This window comes from Sphingomonas sp. 37zxx (assembly GCF_000786205.1).
Classification (GTDB): Bacteria; Pseudomonadota; Alphaproteobacteria; order Sphingomonadales; family Sphingomonadaceae; genus Sphingomonas.
The window spans coordinates 43752-58535 of sequence record NZ_JROH01000011.1 but is presented as its reverse complement, the minus strand read 5'-3'; the positions used below and the strand labels follow the sequence as shown (position 1 = coordinate 58535).

At 62.2% G+C, this 14784-nt stretch carries 24 protein-coding genes; 19 read left to right on the top strand and 5 right to left on the bottom strand.

The features are described 5' to 3' along the window. Positions 1-32 precede the first annotated feature (32 nt). Both QU44_RS07215 and QU44_RS07210 read left to right on the top strand, forming a co-directional pair. The gene (locus tag QU44_RS07215) at positions 33-1160 is read left to right on the top strand and encodes a sialidase family protein (RefSeq protein WP_081987910.1); all 1128 of its coding nucleotides are present in this window, start codon (positions 33-35) and stop codon (positions 1158-1160) included. A gap of 110 nt (positions 1161-1270) precedes the next feature. After that, a complete protein-coding gene (locus QU44_RS07210) occupies positions 1271-1879 on the top strand; it encodes a LysE family translocator (RefSeq protein WP_033921234.1) in 609 nt (202 codons plus the stop codon). A 30-nt stretch (positions 1880-1909) separates the two neighbouring features. On the opposite strand, the gene QU44_RS07205 is transcribed toward QU44_RS07210, so the two are convergent. Continuing rightward, positions 1910-2488: a DUF924 family protein gene (locus tag QU44_RS07205; RefSeq protein ID WP_052134411.1), complete on the bottom strand. Its 579-nt coding sequence runs from the start codon at positions 2486-2488 to the stop codon at positions 1910-1912. Positions 2489-2512: 24 nt separating this feature from the next. Between QU44_RS07205 and mtaB the strand changes: the two genes are divergently transcribed. From mtaB to QU44_RS07190, 3 genes are all read left to right on the top strand, one after another. Then, a complete protein-coding gene (gene mtaB, locus QU44_RS07200) occupies positions 2513-3724 on the top strand; it encodes a tRNA (N(6)-L-threonylcarbamoyladenosine(37)-C(2))-methylthiotransferase MtaB (RefSeq protein ID WP_033921233.1) in 1212 nt (403 codons plus the stop codon). Further along, on the top strand, positions 3721-4653 hold the full coding sequence (ftsY, locus tag QU44_RS07195) for a signal recognition particle-docking protein FtsY (protein ID WP_033921232.1): 933 nt from the start codon (positions 3721-3723) through the stop codon (positions 4651-4653). The genes mtaB and ftsY overlap by 4 nt, the downstream gene beginning before the upstream one ends. Positions 4654-4714: 61 nt before the next feature. Then, on the top strand, positions 4715-5293 hold the full coding sequence (locus QU44_RS07190; protein WP_033921231.1) for an inner membrane-spanning protein YciB: 579 nt from the start codon (positions 4715-4717) through the stop codon (positions 5291-5293). A gap of 45 nt (positions 5294-5338) precedes the next feature. On the opposite strand, the gene QU44_RS07185 is transcribed toward QU44_RS07190, so the two are convergent. Beyond that, positions 5339-5950: a superoxide dismutase gene (locus QU44_RS07185; RefSeq protein WP_033921230.1), complete on the bottom strand. Its 612-nt coding sequence runs from the start codon at positions 5948-5950 to the stop codon at positions 5339-5341. A gap of 180 nt (positions 5951-6130) precedes the next feature. On the opposite strand from QU44_RS07185, the gene QU44_RS07180 reads away from it, so the two are divergent. The 5 genes from QU44_RS07180 to QU44_RS07160 all read left to right on the top strand — a co-directional run bounded on the left by QU44_RS07180 (position 6131) and on the right by QU44_RS07160 (position 9310). Further along, on the top strand, positions 6131-6406 hold the full coding sequence (locus tag QU44_RS07180) for a hypothetical protein (RefSeq protein ID WP_052134410.1): 276 nt from the start codon (positions 6131-6133) through the stop codon (positions 6404-6406). Beyond that, positions 6399-6629, top strand: coding sequence for an RNA-binding protein (locus QU44_RS07175; protein WP_033921229.1), 231 nt, complete (start codon positions 6399-6401; stop codon positions 6627-6629). The genes QU44_RS07180 and QU44_RS07175 overlap by 8 nt, the downstream gene beginning before the upstream one ends. A 69-nt stretch (positions 6630-6698) precedes the next feature. Then, positions 6699-7295: a hypothetical protein gene (locus QU44_RS07170; protein ID WP_156141004.1), complete on the top strand. Its 597-nt coding sequence runs from the start codon at positions 6699-6701 to the stop codon at positions 7293-7295. Between the two features lie 2 nt (positions 7296-7297). Then, a complete protein-coding gene (locus QU44_RS07165) occupies positions 7298-8383 on the top strand; it encodes a helix-turn-helix domain-containing protein (protein WP_033921227.1) in 1086 nt (361 codons plus the stop codon). Between the two features lie 45 nt (positions 8384-8428). Beyond that, positions 8429-9310 carry a transposase gene (locus tag QU44_RS07160; RefSeq protein WP_033921226.1) on the top strand — a complete coding sequence of 294 codons (882 nt, stop codon included), beginning with the start codon at positions 8429-8431 and terminating at the stop codon, positions 9308-9310. Positions 9311-9479: 169 nt separating this feature from the next. Here the strand turns inward: QU44_RS07160 and pspF are convergent, their stop codons facing one another. Next, a complete protein-coding gene (pspF, locus tag QU44_RS07155; protein ID WP_033921225.1) occupies positions 9480-10475 on the bottom strand; it encodes a phage shock protein operon transcriptional activator in 996 nt (331 codons plus the stop codon). Positions 10476-10650: 175 nt separating this feature from the next. Here pspF and QU44_RS18185 point away from each other — a divergent pair, with 175 nt between their 5' ends. The 9 genes from QU44_RS18185 to QU44_RS07115 all read left to right on the top strand — a co-directional run bounded on the left by QU44_RS18185 (position 10651) and on the right by QU44_RS07115 (position 13912). After that, entirely contained in the window at positions 10651-10824 is a 174-nt protein-coding gene (locus tag QU44_RS18185; RefSeq protein ID WP_156141002.1) for a hypothetical protein, read from the top strand. A gap of 68 nt (positions 10825-10892) precedes the next feature. After that, positions 10893-11561 (top strand): phage shock protein PspA, encoded by a 669-nt coding sequence (gene pspA / locus QU44_RS07150; protein ID WP_033921224.1) that lies wholly within the window; start codon positions 10893-10895, stop codon positions 11559-11561. Between the two features lie 4 nt (positions 11562-11565). After that, the gene (gene pspB, locus QU44_RS07145) at positions 11566-11835 is read left to right on the top strand and encodes an envelope stress response membrane protein PspB (protein ID WP_033921223.1); all 270 of its coding nucleotides are present in this window, start codon (positions 11566-11568) and stop codon (positions 11833-11835) included. Beyond that, the gene (gene pspC, locus QU44_RS07140) at positions 11835-12215 is read left to right on the top strand and encodes an envelope stress response membrane protein PspC (protein ID WP_033921222.1); all 381 of its coding nucleotides are present in this window, start codon (positions 11835-11837) and stop codon (positions 12213-12215) included. Before pspB ends, pspC begins: the two co-directional genes overlap by 1 nt. A gap of 94 nt (positions 12216-12309) precedes the next feature. Beyond that, positions 12310-12531 (top strand): hypothetical protein, encoded by a 222-nt coding sequence (locus QU44_RS07135; RefSeq protein ID WP_443018081.1) that lies wholly within the window; start codon positions 12310-12312, stop codon positions 12529-12531. A 32-nt stretch (positions 12532-12563) separates the two neighbouring features. Continuing rightward, positions 12564-12884: a hypothetical protein gene (locus QU44_RS07130; RefSeq protein WP_033921220.1), complete on the top strand. Its 321-nt coding sequence runs from the start codon at positions 12564-12566 to the stop codon at positions 12882-12884. A 12-nt stretch (positions 12885-12896) separates the two neighbouring features. Next, complete coding sequence (locus QU44_RS07125) at positions 12897-13169, top strand: hypothetical protein (protein ID WP_033921219.1); 273 nt, start codon at positions 12897-12899, stop codon at positions 13167-13169. Between the two features lie 40 nt (positions 13170-13209). Continuing rightward, positions 13210-13452: a hypothetical protein gene (locus tag QU44_RS07120; RefSeq protein ID WP_033921218.1), complete on the top strand. Its 243-nt coding sequence runs from the start codon at positions 13210-13212 to the stop codon at positions 13450-13452. A 55-nt stretch (positions 13453-13507) separates the two neighbouring features. Next, complete coding sequence (locus QU44_RS07115) at positions 13508-13912, top strand: SufE family protein (RefSeq protein ID WP_033921288.1); 405 nt, start codon at positions 13508-13510, stop codon at positions 13910-13912. Here the strand turns inward: QU44_RS07115 and QU44_RS07110 are convergent. Then, on the bottom strand, positions 13909-14226 hold the full coding sequence (locus tag QU44_RS07110) for a (2Fe-2S) ferredoxin domain-containing protein (protein WP_033921217.1): 318 nt from the start codon (positions 14224-14226) through the stop codon (positions 13909-13911). The two genes, QU44_RS07115 and QU44_RS07110, sit on opposite strands and share 4 nt — an antisense overlap. Before the next feature lie 6 nt (positions 14227-14232). Beyond that, complete coding sequence (locus tag QU44_RS07105) at positions 14233-14769, bottom strand: J domain-containing protein (RefSeq protein WP_033921287.1); 537 nt, start codon at positions 14767-14769, stop codon at positions 14233-14235. Positions 14770-14784 lie beyond the last annotated feature (15 nt).

Below are 14784 nucleotides of genomic sequence, written 5' to 3'. Positions count from 1 at the left end.
TCACGGTGGGGCAAATAGATCAAAGGTTCAGCATGCGCGCGAAATTGATGGTGACGCGGGGGCTGCGGCAGGCTTCGGGAGCGATTGCATTGGGGGCGATCGTCGCGGCAACCGGCGCAATCGCGTCGTCGCCCAGCGGCGACAATGCTGTGGCACAAGGACAATCCCCGATCCTGTTGTCCGAGTTCATCTACACCCAAGCCCCCTACCCCCAGGCGCACGCATCGACGATCGTCGAACTGCCCGACGAAACGCTGGCGGCATCATGGTTCGGCGGATCAGGCGAAAGCCAGCCCGATGTCCGCATCTGGTTCGCGCGGCGCGGCCCGAACGGATGGGACACTCCCGTCGCGGTCGCAGACGGCGCGACAGGCGGCGGCAAGCGCTTTCCCACCTGGAACCCGGTGCTGTTCCAGCCCAAAGGCGGCGACCTCCAGCTCTTTTACAAGGTCGGGCCGAATCCGCGCAGCTGGTGGGGCATGGTCAAAACCTCTGCCGATGGCGGCAGGCACTGGAGCGCCGCGCGCCGGCTGGCCGACGGCGTGCTGGGACCGATCAAGAACAAGCCTGTTGAGATGCCCGACGGCAGTTGGATCTCCCCCTCCAGCCGCGAAGAGGGCAGCGCCGAGGAGAATTACTGGTCGCTCCGCGTCGAGCGAAGCGATGATCGCGGGCAAAGCTGGCAGGTCGGCGACACGATCGCGTCGCCCATGCATATCGAGGCGATCCAGCCAAGTATCCTGTCCCACCAGGACGGACGGCTGCAATTGGTGGCGCGAACCCGGCAGGGTGCGCTCGCGGCCAGTTGGTCGCGCGATGCCGGGCGCAACTGGTCACCGCTCGCCGCGATCGACCTGCCCAATCCCAATGCCGGCACCGACGCGGTGACGCTGCGCGATGGACGACAGTTGATCGTGTACAACCATGCCGGCCATGCCCCCGGCCAACCCGGCGACGGCCCGCGCTGGCCGCTCAACATCGGTCTTTCCGACGACGGGGTGCGCTGGCGCAACGTCCTGACGCTCGAATCCCAGCCGGTGCCCGCCGGCTACGCTTATCCAGCGGTAATCCAGACCGGCGACGGGCTGGTCCACATCACCTACACCCACAACCGCACCCGAATCCGGCACGTCGTCATCGATCCCCAGCGGCTGCGCTGACTGCGCCGGTACATTGCCCGACAGTCCAGCGGGACAGCGACACGATCGACCCGAGCCCCCCAAAGGCGTACCCCGGCAATCGCCTAAAGCCGCGCAACCGGAGACGATGATTGGACCTTGTCGGCTTTGCCCTTGCGGTATTGGTGATTGAGCTGACCCCCGGCCCCAACATGGCCTGGCTCGCCGGGCTAGCCGCGACCCAGGGGCGGGCATGCGGGTTGGCGGCGGTTGCCGGGGTGGCGATCGGGTTGCTTGCCAACGCCATTTTCGCCGCACTGGGGCTGGCGGCGTTGTTGCAGGCCGCGCCGGAGCTTTGGGACGGCCTTCGCTATGCCGGCGCGGCGATGATGCTGTGGCTTGCTGTCGAAGCATGGCGCGGCGCAGGCGGGCCATCGGGCGAAGCCAGTCAGGGCAACTCGCTGCGCCGGGCGTTCGCCACCGGCACCCTCATCAACCTGCTCAATCCGAAAGCATATATCTTTTTCGTCGTGGTCGCGCCGCAGTTCCTGCGCGGCGAAATGCTCGGCCTCGGCAATGCGCTTATCCTGGCACTGGTTAGCGTGACCATCGCCACCACCGTCCATCTGGCGATCGTCATCGCCGGCAGCAAAGCCAATGTCTGGCTTTCCGATCCGGCCCGCACCCGCATCGTGCGCCGCGTCTTTGCCGCGATCATAGTCGGCGTTGCGGCGTCGTTCCTGCTGGCGGACCTTGGCTAACCGCGCCTGGCGAAACCGCCGCCCTACATATCACCAGTTACTGTCCCGGCTTGCCAGATAGGCCAGCTCATCTTCGCTCGAAACGCGCCCCAGTGCGGCATTACGGCTAGGAAACCGGCCAAAGCGCGCCACCACCTCGGCATGATCGCGGGCAAAGGCAACGCTGTCGGCACCGCCCAGCGCCTCGAACAGCCGCACGCTTTCGGCCTGAGCCGCCGCGTCCTCGCCGTGCATGAAGGGCATGTACAGAAACACCCGCCACGCATCGGGCATCGCGCGCTCCCACCCTTGGGCAATCGCCTCGCGAGCGAGTATCAATGCCAACGCATCGCCTTCGAACGCGCGCGCGCTGCCGCGATGGATGTTGCGGGTGAACTGGTCGAGCAGGATCACCGCCGCCAGCAAGGGTTCGGGCGAATCGCGCCAGGCCGCCGCGCCGCTCGACAGCACCTGTTCGCGCACGCTGCCAAAGCGATCGGCGATCGCCGCATCGAAAGCCGCGTCCTGCGCGAAATGCCCCTCGGGCGCGGTTTCCTCAAACCAGAACGCCAGCACCCGCGCCGCCGCTGCATGGACTTCGCCGCCATCGGTCCCTAGATCGCTCGCCATGATCGCTTCCCCTCGATTGGTCTTTTGCCGGTGACGAACATCGTCACCCTGGGCTGTCGCCTGAACATCGCCGAAAGTGAAGCGATCCGCACGATGGTGGGCGATCGGGCGGTGACGGTGGTCAATAGCTGTGCGGTCACCAACGAAGCCGTGGCCAACACCACCCGCGCGATTCGCCGCCTGCGCCGGCTGCATCCCGATGCCGAACTGGTGGTAACCGGCTGCGCCGCCAATATCGAGCCCGATCGGTATCGCGCGATGCCCGAAGTCGATCGCGTCGTCCCCAATATCGGCAAGCTCGACCCGGCGCATTGGGGCGCGGTCGATACCCCGCCCTCGCCGGCCAAGCGCGCCACTTTCACCAACTTCGCCCGCGCCTTTGTCGAGGTGCAGAATGGCTGCGACCATCGCTGCACCTTTTGCGCGATACCCTTTGGCCGTGGCCCCAGCCGTTCGCTGCCCGCAGGCGGCGTGATCGAACAGATTCGCCAATTCGTCGATGCCGGCCATCGCGAGATCGTCCTGACCGGCGTTGATCTGACCAGCTATGGCCATGACCTGCCCGGCCAGCCGACGCTCGGCCAGCTCGTCGGACGCATCCTCCTGCACGTCCCCGCGCTCCCGCGCCTGCGGCTGTCGTCGCTCGACGGGATCGAGATCGACGACCGGCTGTTTGCGTTGCTGACACAGGAGGCGCGGGTGATGCCGCATGTCCATCTGTCGCTTCAGGCGGGGGACGATATGATCCTCAAGCGCATGAAGCGCCGGCACAGCCGCGCGCAATCGGTGGCGCTGGTCGAGCGGCTAAAGGCAGCGCGCCCCGCAATTGCGATCGGGGCCGACCTGATCGCCGGCTTCCCCACCGAAGACGATGCCGCCTTCGCCAACACGCTGGCGCTGCTCGACGATTGCGATGTGGTCCACCCGCACATCTTCTCCTTCTCCCCCCGAACCGGCACCCCCGCCGCCCGGATGCCGCAGGTCGCGCCCGCACTGGTGAAGCAACGCGCCACCCGCTTGCGTGAGGCGGCACAAAGCCGCCGCGCGGCATGGCTGCGCTCGCTTATCGGCACCCGGCAATCGATCCTGGTCGAACGTCCCGGCGACCGGGGCCATGCCGAAAACTTCGCCGAAGTGAAATCGGCCTCCAATCCCATCGCAGCACGAACGGGCCAGATCGCGCCGGTACAGATCACCGACGCGACCGAAAACGCCCTGACAGGAACCTTCGCATGACCAACTCAAGCTGGCACGATCGCCTGCTCGGCGGCTTCCGCAAGACATCGGATCGGTTGATCGGCAATCTGGCCGGCTTGTCGGCGGCCCGGCTCGACGACGCCAAGCTCGACGAGATCGAGGAAGCGCTGATCGCGTCGGACCTAGGCCCGCAAACCGCCGCGCGGATCCGCACTCGCCTTGCCGAAGGGGCCTATGAGCGCAACATGGAGGAGCTGGGCATCCGCCTGGTCGTCTCCGAAGAGATCGAGAAGGTGCTCGAAAAAGTCGCGCAGCCGCTTGAGATCGACGCCTTTCCGCGCCCGCAGGTGATCCTGGTGATCGGCGTCAACGGATCGGGCAAGACCACGACGATCGCCAAGCTCGCCAAGACGCTGGTCGATCAGGATTATGGCGTGATGCTGTGCGCGGGCGACACCTTCCGCGCCGCCGCGATCGGCCAGTTACAGACCTGGGCCGACCGGGTCGGCGTGCCGCTGGTGCGCGGCAGCGAAGGCGGCGACGCGGCGGGCATCGTGTTCGAAGCGGTGAAGCAGGCAACTGCGACCGGCATCGACGTGCTGATCGTCGACACCGCCGGGCGGCTGCAAAACAAGCGCGAACTGATGGACGAGCTGGCGAAAATCCGCCGCGTCCTCGGCAGATTGAATCCGGAATCGCCGCACGACGTGGTGCTGGTCCTCGACGCCACCACCGGCCAGAATGCACTCAGCCAGATCGAGGTGTTCAAGGAAGTCGCCGGCGTCACCGGCCTGGTGATGACCAAGCTCGACGGCACCGCGCGCGGCGGCGTATTGGTGGCGGCGGCGGAGAAATATTGCCTGCCGATCCACGCGATCGGCGTCGGCGAGCAGGCCGACGACCTGCGCCCGTTCGACGCCAATGAAGTCGCACGGATCATTTCGGGCGTTGAAGCGATGGTGCGATGATGCACCCCATTTGGAAGCAGAATTCGTGACCACCAAGCCTCCCCTCTCCCCCACCGCACGCATGGCGATCGATTACGGCCCGCTGGTCGTGTTCTTCGCCGCCAACAGCCTGTTGCCCGGCAGCCAGCTAGAGCGCGTACTGGCGGCGACTGCGGTGTTCATGGTCGCGATCATTACCGCGATGGCCTATTCGCAGATCAAGTCCGGGACGATCTCGCCGATGCTGTGGCTATCGGGTGCGCTGGTGCTCGTGTTCGGCAGCCTGACGCTGTATTTCCACGACCAGACCTTCATTCAGATAAAGCCGACGATGGTCTATGGCATGTTCGCCGCTATCCTGGCGTTCGGCCTGATCACCGGGCGGCCCTTGCTGCAAAGCCTGCTCGAAACCGCCTATCCGGGGCTGACGCCAAAGGGGTGGCGGCTGCTGACGATCAACTGGATGATCTTCTTCGTCGCGCAGGCGGGGCTGAATGAAGCGATGCGCGCCTGGCTCGATTGGGATGGCTGGGTCGCTTACAAGACCTGGGCGGTGATCCCGATGACCCTGATCTTCGCGATCGCCAACATCCCGATGCTAATGCGCCACGGCCTGAAGGTGAGCGACCCCAAGGAAGCGCCAATCCCGCCCGAGGGTTGAACGCAAAAGCCCCTCCCCTGAAAAGAAGGAGGGGCTTGCGGGTTATCAGCCCTTCACGGCTGCATAACGCTGCGACACGACGTCCCAGTTCACGACGTCCCACCACGCCTTCAGATACGCGCCGCGATCATTGCGGTATGTCAGATAATAAGCGTGCTCCCACACGTCATTGCCCAGCAGCGGCGTGCCCTTGGTCTCCACCACATCCATCAGCGGATTGTCCTGATTGGGGGTCGAGGTGATGTGCAGCGCGCCCGATGCATCGGCGATCAGCCACGCCCAGCCCGAACCGAACTGGCCCGCGCCCTTGGTGTTGAATTCGTCCTTCAGCTTGTCGAGACCGCCGAACGCTTCGACCGCAGCCTTCAGCTCAGCCGACATTTCGCCGCGCTCGCCCGCCGGGGCCATCGTCTTCCAGAAAAAGTCGTGGTTCCAATAGCCGCCGCCATTGTTGCGAACCATCGCCGATGCCGACGAGATGCTGCCGAGGATTTCCTCGATCGACTTGCCCTCAAGCCCGTCCTTGGCGACGCCTTCGTTCAGCTTGTCGGTATAGGCCTTGTGATGCTTGTCGTGATGGAACGTCATCGTTTCCTTGTCGATGGTCGGCTCCAGCGCGTCATAGGCATAGGGCAGCGGGGGCAGTTCGAAAGCCATGGAATCATGCTCCTGATTTGTGGGTTCACCGAAGGAACGCCGGACGCCTTCAATGGGTCCGCTGCGATCGTTACGCAACCGCGCCTATAGCAAGGTAGTGTCTCAGTTTGAATTTAACCGCTGATCCGTTGGCGCCAGCCGCGCGCTTCCTATATGCTTAGCGCAAAGCATGGAGGCAATATGCGCGACACACCCTACGCACGAGAAATCGTTTCGGCGACAGATTCAATTGGGCAGTCCATCGAACGAATTTTCGTCAAAGAACACGAGCAGGAAGAAATACGCTTTTCGTGGTGGAAGAACGGCACGCTGGTTATCCGACCGCTAGACCTTCCCGAAAGCGAGCTGCTCCCGTTGATGTGCGACGCGATCCGCAAGGGCGTTTTCACTCCAAGCTTTCTCAAGGGTCTTCACGAAGCGCTCTATGATATTCGGAAGGATGAGCCCGATGCCTAAAGGCCCCAACGGAGAGAAGCGCCCCGCCGACGCGATCGGCCTTGCGGTGCATATCGGCAAGATCGCCACGGGCGAGATTGAGGACGAACGCGAAAGCCTGTCCAGCGCCGCCGCCGAGATGGGGCGAGTTGGGGGCAAGAAGCGCGCTGAAAACATGACGCCAGAGCGGCGGGCGGAGATCGCAAAGAAAGCTGCCCAAACCCGGTGGCGTGATAAGACATAGGCGCACGCATATTTAGGCATTGATTTCCGGAAAATGCGCTGGCATAAGTGGCCCTACCAAGGGGGCCTTATGCCGACGCCAAATAGAGAAACCGTTCGTGCCATTCTGGAAAAGAATGATCGCGATTTAAAAATACGCGACGCGATTGGGCGGGCTTGGCAAGACGTCAAGCAAAAATATCCCGACCGTGCGTGGTGGCGGCGTCAGACGACCTTGCGTTCGATAATGTGGGAGTACTCCGTTGAGCGTGTGATGGAGGTCGTCGAAGACGATGCTCGGCTTGTTGCTGTAAAGCATCACGACACCGCTTCGTTCATCGCAGACGACTTGGTATTTTTCCGTCTTAAGAAGGCCGACCGAAAGCTTTTCAGCAGCAATTACCCTACGCCGTTGGCTGGTATGTTTCATCGGCACGCGGCCGATCTGTACGGTCATGAGGGTTTTCAACGCGTCGAAATTGTCCATACATTCGATCGATTTACTACTGGTATCGAGTGGATTGGCGTCGTTGCGCGCGAGGGTAAGCAAATCATTTGGGATTTCGAGCTTCGCTGTGGTGAAGCTGAAGTTATTACTTTCCCGGTCGCGCCGACTTTGCCCGCTGGCAAGACAGTTATTCGCCCGAACATACCAGAGGTCGGCAAACAGGCCGATGATGCAGAGTAAGCATGTCAAACATTTTCAATCACGCACTATTGCTTCTCGCGAGGCAGTATAGGGGGGAGAGTCAGGGCGCGGTTGCGGGACGCGCAAGCCTCGACCAAGGTCACTATTCTCGTATCGAAAATGGCCTTTTGCCCGAAGGGCCTTCGGCTGAGAACGTCCAGAAAATTGCTGACGCTTTAGACTTCCCTTCCGCCTTTTTCTATTTGCAGGATGGATTGACCGGCCTGCCGCTCAGCATACACCCTATGAACCGCAAAAAGGCATCGGTTGGAGTAACTCCTCTTAAGCAAATCCATGCGGAGTTGAATATTCGGCTGATTCATCTTCGGCGCTATCTTCGCGCGGCGGAAATTCACCCCGATTTGCCGCTGCCCGAGATTGATGTGGACGAAGGCGCAGGGCCGCAAGAGATAGCGCGCACGCTGCGTAGGGCGTGGTCGGTGCCGGAAGGTCCGATTACAAATCTCACCGATCTGTGCGAGCGCGCTGGAATCTTGGTGATCTGGTGCGATTTGGGCAAGGGGATCGACGGGGTTACATTAAAAGTTCGTGATCTTCCGCCGTGCATCTTCTTGAATCGAAATGTGCCGCCTGATCGCATGCGCGCGTCGCTCGCGCATGAGTTGGGTCACGTGATAATGCACCGCATTCCAACGGACGAGATTGAGGACGAGGCCAATGCTTTTGCGGCTGAATTGTTGGTGCCGGAACGACAGTTCCGGCGACAGTTCAACGCGCGTGGCGGGGTCACGCTGGAATGGCTGGCGCGGCAGAAGGCCTATTGGAAGGTATCAATGCAGTTCCTGCTCTACCGAGCGGGAGCGCTTGGAATAGTAACCCGGCACCAAACTGAATACGTTTGGAAGCGAATTTCATCGCTTGGTTGGCGCACACGTGAGCCGCAGGAAACCGACTTCGCTTACGAAGAGCCAACTGCGTTCCCTGAGCTTCTAAAGCTTCACGACCATACCCTTGGATACGATCTTCATACAATAGGAAACTTGGTGAGCAGTAATGCCGCGGACCTTCAGCGTTTATATCGCCCCTATATCGGCAAAGGCAAAGCCGGCCTCTATGCCGTGAAATGAGCCTTTATGCTTGACGCTAAGCATAGAAGTTCATATTCAATGTGTATGAACAAGCTCCCCCTCGCCAAGCGCACCCAAATCCTCGCCATGCTGTGCGAGGGTTCGTCCATGCGCTCAATCAGCCGCGTTGTGGACGTGTCGATCAACACGGTCACGAAGCTGTTGGAACAGGCCGGGGAAGCTTGCCTCGCGCTGCACGATGAGACGGCGCGCAACGTGCAGGCAAGCCGCATTCAGTGCGATGAGATTTGGTCGTTCTGCCACGCTAAGGAAAAGAACGTCGCGACCGCAAAGGCCGCACCGGAAGGCGCTGGCGACATGTGGACGTGGACTGCGATCGATGCCGATACCAAGCTGATCGTGTCCTACCATGTCGGTAGCCGTTCAGGCGAAGATGCCATGATCCTTATGGATGATCTGCGCGCGCGCCTAGCTAACCGCGTTCAGCTCACCACCGATGGCCACAAGGCTTATCTGGAAGCTGTAGAAGGCGCTTTCGGCGCGGACGTTGACTACGCGCAGCTTGTGAAGCTGTACGGACCCACGGTCACCGCACCGGGCCGTTACAGCCCTGCCGAATGCACCGGGATCAAGAAAATTCGTCGCGAGGGCAATCCGGATATCGCGCACGTCTCGACCAGCTATGTCGAGCGCCAGAACCTTACCATGCGTATGTCGATGCGTCGGTTTACGCGCCTCACCAACGCCTTCTCAAAGAAGTTCGACAACCACGTTCACGCTCTGTCGCTATATTTTGTGTTCTACAATTTCTGCCGCATTCATAAGACGCTGCGTATGTCGCCCGCGATGGCTGCTGGCATCACGGATCGGCTTTGGTCGCTGGAAGACGTTATTGCCCGGATTGACGCCGACACACCGCCGCCGGCAAAGCGGGGGCCTTACAAAAAGCGGGAGAGCGCGGGGTGAGCGATGGGACCAAGCGGGCGCTGATTATTGCCGGGGGCATTATCATTGCCGTCTGCATTTACGTCTATTTTTCGCCGTATCAAACTTGCGTGCGAGGATACGCGAGCGCTGATCAGGCCGACATGGGTCGGATGGTATGCGGAAAGCCGAATTCAAACTGAGACACTACCTATAGCAATGAATGTTTGCGAAGCGCGTGGCGAAGCTGGTCATAGGTCAGCCCAAGCGCGGTCGCGGTGCTGCGCTGGTTATGGCGATGCTCGGCCAGGGCGCGGGTGAGCAAACGGCGCTCATAGCTTTGCACGCGGGTGCGGAAATCGCCCTCGATCGGCTCGGCGGCGATTTCGGCGGGCGTCGCCTCCGCGCTGGTCGGCGCGGCCGATGCGCCGGGACGATAGGGCGAATCAAACGGGTCGATCTGGATCACGTCGATCGCCCCGCCGCTTTCCCAGCGATACACCGATCGCTCCACCGCGTTGCGAAGCTCGCGGACATTGCCCGGCCAGCCATAGCGTTCGAGCATCTCGACCGCGTTCGGCCCGAAACCCGGCCATTGCTCCCACCCGATCTCTGCCGCCATTCGCCGCCCGAAATGATCGGCCAGCACCAATATGTCGCCGACGCGCGCGCGCAGCGGCGGCAGCGTCACCACCTCGAAACTCAGCCGGTCGAGCAGATCGGCGCGGAACGTGCCCTTGTCGACTCGTCCGGGCAGATGCTCGTTGGTGGCAGCGACGATCCGCACATCGACCCGCATCGCGCGCGACGAACCGATCCGCGTGATCTCGCCATATTCCACCGCGCGCAGCAGCCGGTCTTGCGCCGCCATCGACAACGTCCCCAATTCGTCGAGGAACAAGGTGCCGCCATCAGCCTCTTCAAACCGCCCGGCCCGCGCCTTTGACGCGCCGGTGAACGCGCCTGCCTCGTGCCCGAACAATTCGGCCTCGATCAGCGTTTCGGGCAGCGCGGCGCAATTCATCACCACCAACGGCTGATCCCAGCGGTTGCTCAGCCGGTGCAGTCGCTCGGCAACCAGCTCCTTGCCGGTGCCGCGCTCGCCGATCACCAGCACCGGACGGTCGAGCGTCGCGGCGCGGCTGGCGCGCTCCAGCGCGTCGAGAAAGACCGAGGACTGGCCGATAACGGGGGTAATGCGATCCATTGCCCAAGCTTGTGGCGTAAATTGCCAACATTTGGTAACCCACTTTAATCCTGACCGTAACGATCGCGCCAAACCCACGGAAAACCGCCATTTTCAAAACTGGCACGGGTCATGCAAAGCTTCCTGCAACCGCCCCAGAGCGGGCATTAATCACCAGGGTTCAGGGAAAACCACCATGACGATCCAGAGCACCAAAATGTTTCGCCGCCAGTCCGCCAGCTTCGCCGCCATCGCGCTGATCGCGTCGATCGTCAGCACCGCAGCGCTGACGAATGTCGCCACCGATGGCGGCCTGGCTCCGGTACTGGTAGCTTCTAACGATGTTCCCGCTGGTCGCGCGATTGCGTGACTGGCCACTGACCGGGGCGGGTTCGCCCGCTCCGGTCTTTTTCCGAAGTAAATCCGAGGAGTAGCTAGATGGGCATTTTTTCCCGCACTCGCGACATCATCGCCGCGAACATGACCGACCTGCTCGACAAGGCCGAAGACCCCGCGAAGATGATCCGCATGATCATCCTCGAAATGGAGGAAACCCTGGTCGAAGTCCGCGCATCTGCCGCCCGCACGATCGCCGACCAAAAGGAAATGCGCCGGCACATCGCCAAGCTCGACAAGCTGCAGGATAGCTGGACCGAAAAGGCCGAGCTGGCACTGTCGAAGGACCGCGAGGATCTTGCCAAGGCCGCCCTGGTCGAACGCCAAAAGGCTGCCGACATGGCCGGCCAGCTCCATGCCGAAATCGCACTGCTCGATGAATCGCTGACCGCTTCGGAAGCCGATATTGCCAAGTTGCAGAACAAGCTGCGCGAGGCACGTACCCGGCAGAACTCAATCGTCACTCGCCTGGAAAGCGCGAACAACCGCGTGCGGATGCGCGAAATGTATGCCGGCGAAAAGGTCGCCGACGCCTTCTCGCGCTTCGACATTCTCGAACGCCGGGTGGACATTGCCGAGGGGCGTGCGGATGCCGCCGGATTGGGCGGCGTTGGCAAGAGCCTCGAAGAGGAAATTGCCGAGCTGCGCTCCGCTGAAAAGGTCGATGCCGATCTTGCCGCGCTGAAGGCACGCATGGGCAAGGAGGGCTGACCCGATGGCAAGTTTCTTCCTGCCCATCATGATCTGCGCGGTGCTGTTTATCGGCATGCCGTGGATCATCCTCCACTACATCACGAAGTGGAAACAGGCACCGACGCTGACCGGCGAGGACGAAAAGCTGCTCGACGAGCTGCATCTGATGGCCCGCCGCCTCGACGAACGGCTTGAGACGATCGAACGGATCGTCGCTGCCGACAACCCAGATTTCCGGCCGCAGGCGCGCAGCGCCGAGCCCGAATCGCCTTATGACTATCGGAGGAACTAATGTCCGCCAGCCGCACCAAATTATATCTCGACAAGCCAAACGGGAAATGGATGGGCGTATGCGCGGGCATCGCCGACTATACCGGGGTAGACGTCACCTGGGTCCGCGTAGGCGCGGTACTGCTGACGCTGCTGGGTGGCTTCCCCTGGACGCTGATCGCCTATGTGATGATCGGCTGGATGGCACCGCACAAACCAACCGGCCTGTATGACAGCGCCGAGGATGCCAAATTCTGGCAGGGCGTGCGCTCCAATCCCAAGCGGTCGACCGCCGAGGTCCGCTCGAAGTTTCGCGACATCGATCGCCGCCTGGCGGACATCGAGACCTTCTACGTCAGCCGCAACACTCGGCTGGCCGACGAGATCGACCGGCTGCGCTGAGCGCGCCGGTGCATAAAGGGAGAATATCATGCAGTGGAGTTGGTTGGTCCCCGTACTGATCGTCGCGTCGATCGGCATCTCCAGCGCCTTCAAGATGTGGATCAAGGCCAAGCATGGCTATCCGCTCGAAGACGAGGACGGCCACACGGTGCATCGCATCGGCCCCGACACCGACCGCAAGATTGCGCTGCTGTCGACCGAGAATGAGCGGCTGACCGGCCAGGTCTCACGGCTCGAGGAGCGGATCGCGGTGCTCGAACGCATCGCCACCGATCCCGCCGAACGGCTGGGCCGCGACATCGACGCGCTGCGCTGAACAAGCCGCGCCAAAACAAAGGGGAACGAGGGATGGAAAAACTGCAATTTCTGATGGACGCCGCACCGCTCATCGTAACGGTCGTCGCGATCGGCACCGCCGGCTGGGCCTTCACCACCTGGCTTCGGATCAAGAACGGCTATCCGCTCGACGGAAGCTGGGGACAGGCACTCTATCCGCAGCGCAACGACGAAACGATCGAACGGGTCAAGCTGCTCAGTCAGGAAAACGCCCAGCTTCGCGCCGAACTCGGCTCGATCAAGGACCGGCTCGCCAATGTCGAACGCATCGTCACCGACAGCAGCCACAGTCTGGATCGCGAGATCGAACAACTGCGCGGCCGCGCGAACTGAAAGGATCGTTCCATGCGCGCTGGTTTCATCCTCGGTTTCTTCTTCATCGTTGTCGGTATCCCGGTAATTTTGGGTGTTGGCAGCGACATGTTCAGGCGCTGGCTCAAGCATAAGGAAGCGATGACCACCGCGCTCACGCACGAAACCGCCGAAAAGGCCGCGCAATATGCCGCGCAGGTCGAACGGCTCGAACAGCGGGTGCGGGTACTCGAACGGATCGTCACCGATCGCGGAATGGGCATTGCCGACGAGATCGAACGGCTGCGCGACGCACCCCTGAACTAAACCCCCTCCCCTCCACCGCGCTGACAGGAAAGGCACGGCAATGACTGAACCGCATCTCTATCTTATTCTTGCGACCGAAGGACTGTTGGGACTTGGCCTGGTGATCGCCGGATTGCTCGCCGGCTGGCGCGGCTGGCTAGCGTATAAGCGCCACGAACTGGCGGCGACCGGCGCACCCGATCCGGCGATGCCCGGCCCGTCGGCCAGCCAGCGGATCGAAATCGCCGACCTGAAGGAGCGGATGCGCAAGCTGGAAGCGATTGCCGCCGGGGTCGAGCTTTAACGGGGTGACGCAAGCCCCGCTGGCCCCCGCTGCGCCCTCCCGCTATGGCGCACCGATGCAGACGCTTACCGACATCGCCGACGAATACAGCTTCCTCGATCCCGACGATCGCTATCGCTTGCTGATCGATCTCGGGAAATCGCTCGAACCGATGCCCGATCCGCTGAAAACCGATGCGACACTGGTGCGCGGATGTTCGGCAGCGGTGTGGGTGTATCCTACGGTCGCCGGTGACGGCACGCTGCATTTCCTGGCCGACAGCAATGCCGCGATCACCAAGGGGATCATCGCGCTGGTCCTCACCAGCGTGCAGGACAAGCCAGCCGACGCCATTCTGGCAACCGATATTCCCGAGGCACTTGCCCCCTTCGACCTCAAGAACCAGCTCAGTTCCAATCGGACCCAGGGCATTCCGAACATGATCGGCCTGATCCGCGCCACTGCCGAGCGCTACGTTTAATCGGCAGGCGGTGTCGCTGCCAGGCCGAGGCTGTCTGCCACCGCATCGAGGTCGGCACCGGGCTGCACCAGGTTCCAGATCCGGCTATCGGCACCGTTGACGACCACCACTGCATTGCGAGGACACACGCCAAGGCAACTCACCTCGACGATGCCGGCATTGCCCTTGCGGCCTTTCTTCAATCCCAGATGCCGGCGCAGCGCCTTGGCCAGCGGCTGTTTACCGCCCTCGCCAAAACCGCCGCCGACTTTCTTTGAGCATTTGGCGCAGACGAGCACCGTCTGCGACCAGTTTGACCGAACCTGTGTTTTCACTGGATGTCAGTCCGGCTGCCATTGGCGGCGCTCTTCGGCGGCACGAAGCACTTCATAGGCGGCCTGGATCGCCTGAAAGCGTGTCGCCGCCTCGGCATCACCGGGGCGGACGTCGGGGTGATTTGCCTTGGCCTGCCGCCGCCACGCCGCGCGCACCGCTTCGAAATCGGCATCGGGATCGAGTTCGAACAATTCCAGCGCCCGCATTTCGTCGCGCGAACGGCTGCCGTCACCCGGTCCCGCCCAGGCGTGATGGCTGGATTCGCGATAGCCTGAGGTATCGCCGCGCTCCTCGGCCTCGCGCTTGGCCGCGTCTTCGGCGCTCAGCCCTTCGAAATAATTCCAGCCGCGATTATACTCGCCGGCGTGGGTCTCGCAAAAATACCAGCGTTCCGGGCTGTTAGGCGATTTCGGCGCGGGCCGATCCCCCGGTTCCTCGCAGCCATGCCGGTCGCAAATCCGTACCTGGGTCGCCTCGCGGCCTGAACCATAGCCCCGCCAACGCGGGAAGCCCCAATCATTTGAACGAGTGTATTTGGCCATCATGGAACGACATAG

Excerpts from the sequence above, each read along its gene's own strand:
- QU44_RS07185 (WP_033921230.1), bottom strand. The coding sequence starts at position 5,950 with ATGGCTTTCGAACTGCCCCCGCTGCCCTATGCCTATGACGCGCTGGAG.
- QU44_RS07160 (WP_033921226.1), top strand. The coding sequence starts at position 8,429 with ATGAACAAGCTCCCCCTCGCCAAGCGCACCCAAATCCTCGCCATGCTG.
- QU44_RS07115 (WP_033921288.1), top strand. The coding sequence starts at position 13,508 with ATGCAGACGCTTACCGACATCGCCGACGAATACAGCTTCCTCGATCCC.
- QU44_RS07190 (WP_033921231.1), top strand. The coding sequence starts at position 4,715 with ATGGCGATCGATTACGGCCCGCTGGTCGTGTTCTTCGCCGCCAACAGC.
- QU44_RS07180 (WP_052134410.1), top strand. The coding sequence starts at position 6,131 with ATGCGCGACACACCCTACGCACGAGAAATCGTTTCGGCGACAGATTCA.
- QU44_RS07165 (WP_033921227.1), top strand. The coding sequence starts at position 7,298 with ATGTCAAACATTTTCAATCACGCACTATTGCTTCTCGCGAGGCAGTAT.
- pspB (WP_033921223.1), top strand. The coding sequence starts at position 11,566 with ATGGCAAGTTTCTTCCTGCCCATCATGATCTGCGCGGTGCTGTTTATC.
- QU44_RS07120 (WP_033921218.1), top strand. The coding sequence starts at position 13,210 with ATGACTGAACCGCATCTCTATCTTATTCTTGCGACCGAAGGACTGTTG.
- ftsY (WP_033921232.1), top strand. The coding sequence starts at position 3,721 with ATGACCAACTCAAGCTGGCACGATCGCCTGCTCGGCGGCTTCCGCAAG.
- pspF (WP_033921225.1), bottom strand. The coding sequence starts at position 10,475 with ATGGATCGCATTACCCCCGTTATCGGCCAGTCCTCGGTCTTTCTCGAC.
- QU44_RS07175 (WP_033921229.1), top strand. The coding sequence starts at position 6,399 with ATGCCTAAAGGCCCCAACGGAGAGAAGCGCCCCGCCGACGCGATCGGC.
- pspC (WP_033921222.1), top strand. The coding sequence starts at position 11,835 with ATGTCCGCCAGCCGCACCAAATTATATCTCGACAAGCCAAACGGGAAA.
- QU44_RS07105 (WP_033921287.1), bottom strand. The coding sequence starts at position 14,769 with ATGGCCAAATACACTCGTTCAAATGATTGGGGCTTCCCGCGTTGGCGG.
- QU44_RS07205 (WP_052134411.1), bottom strand. The coding sequence starts at position 2,488 with ATGGCGAGCGATCTAGGGACCGATGGCGGCGAAGTCCATGCAGCGGCG.
- QU44_RS07135 (WP_443018081.1), top strand. The coding sequence starts at position 12,310 with ATGTGGATCAAGGCCAAGCATGGCTATCCGCTCGAAGACGAGGACGGC.
- QU44_RS07170 (WP_156141004.1), top strand. The coding sequence starts at position 6,699 with ATGCCGACGCCAAATAGAGAAACCGTTCGTGCCATTCTGGAAAAGAAT.
- QU44_RS07130 (WP_033921220.1), top strand. The coding sequence starts at position 12,564 with ATGGAAAAACTGCAATTTCTGATGGACGCCGCACCGCTCATCGTAACG.
- QU44_RS18185 (WP_156141002.1), top strand. The coding sequence starts at position 10,651 with ATGACGATCCAGAGCACCAAAATGTTTCGCCGCCAGTCCGCCAGCTTC.
- QU44_RS07215 (WP_081987910.1), top strand. The coding sequence starts at position 33 with ATGCGCGCGAAATTGATGGTGACGCGGGGGCTGCGGCAGGCTTCGGGA.
- QU44_RS07125 (WP_033921219.1), top strand. The coding sequence starts at position 12,897 with ATGCGCGCTGGTTTCATCCTCGGTTTCTTCTTCATCGTTGTCGGTATC.
- pspA (WP_033921224.1), top strand. The coding sequence starts at position 10,893 with ATGGGCATTTTTTCCCGCACTCGCGACATCATCGCCGCGAACATGACC.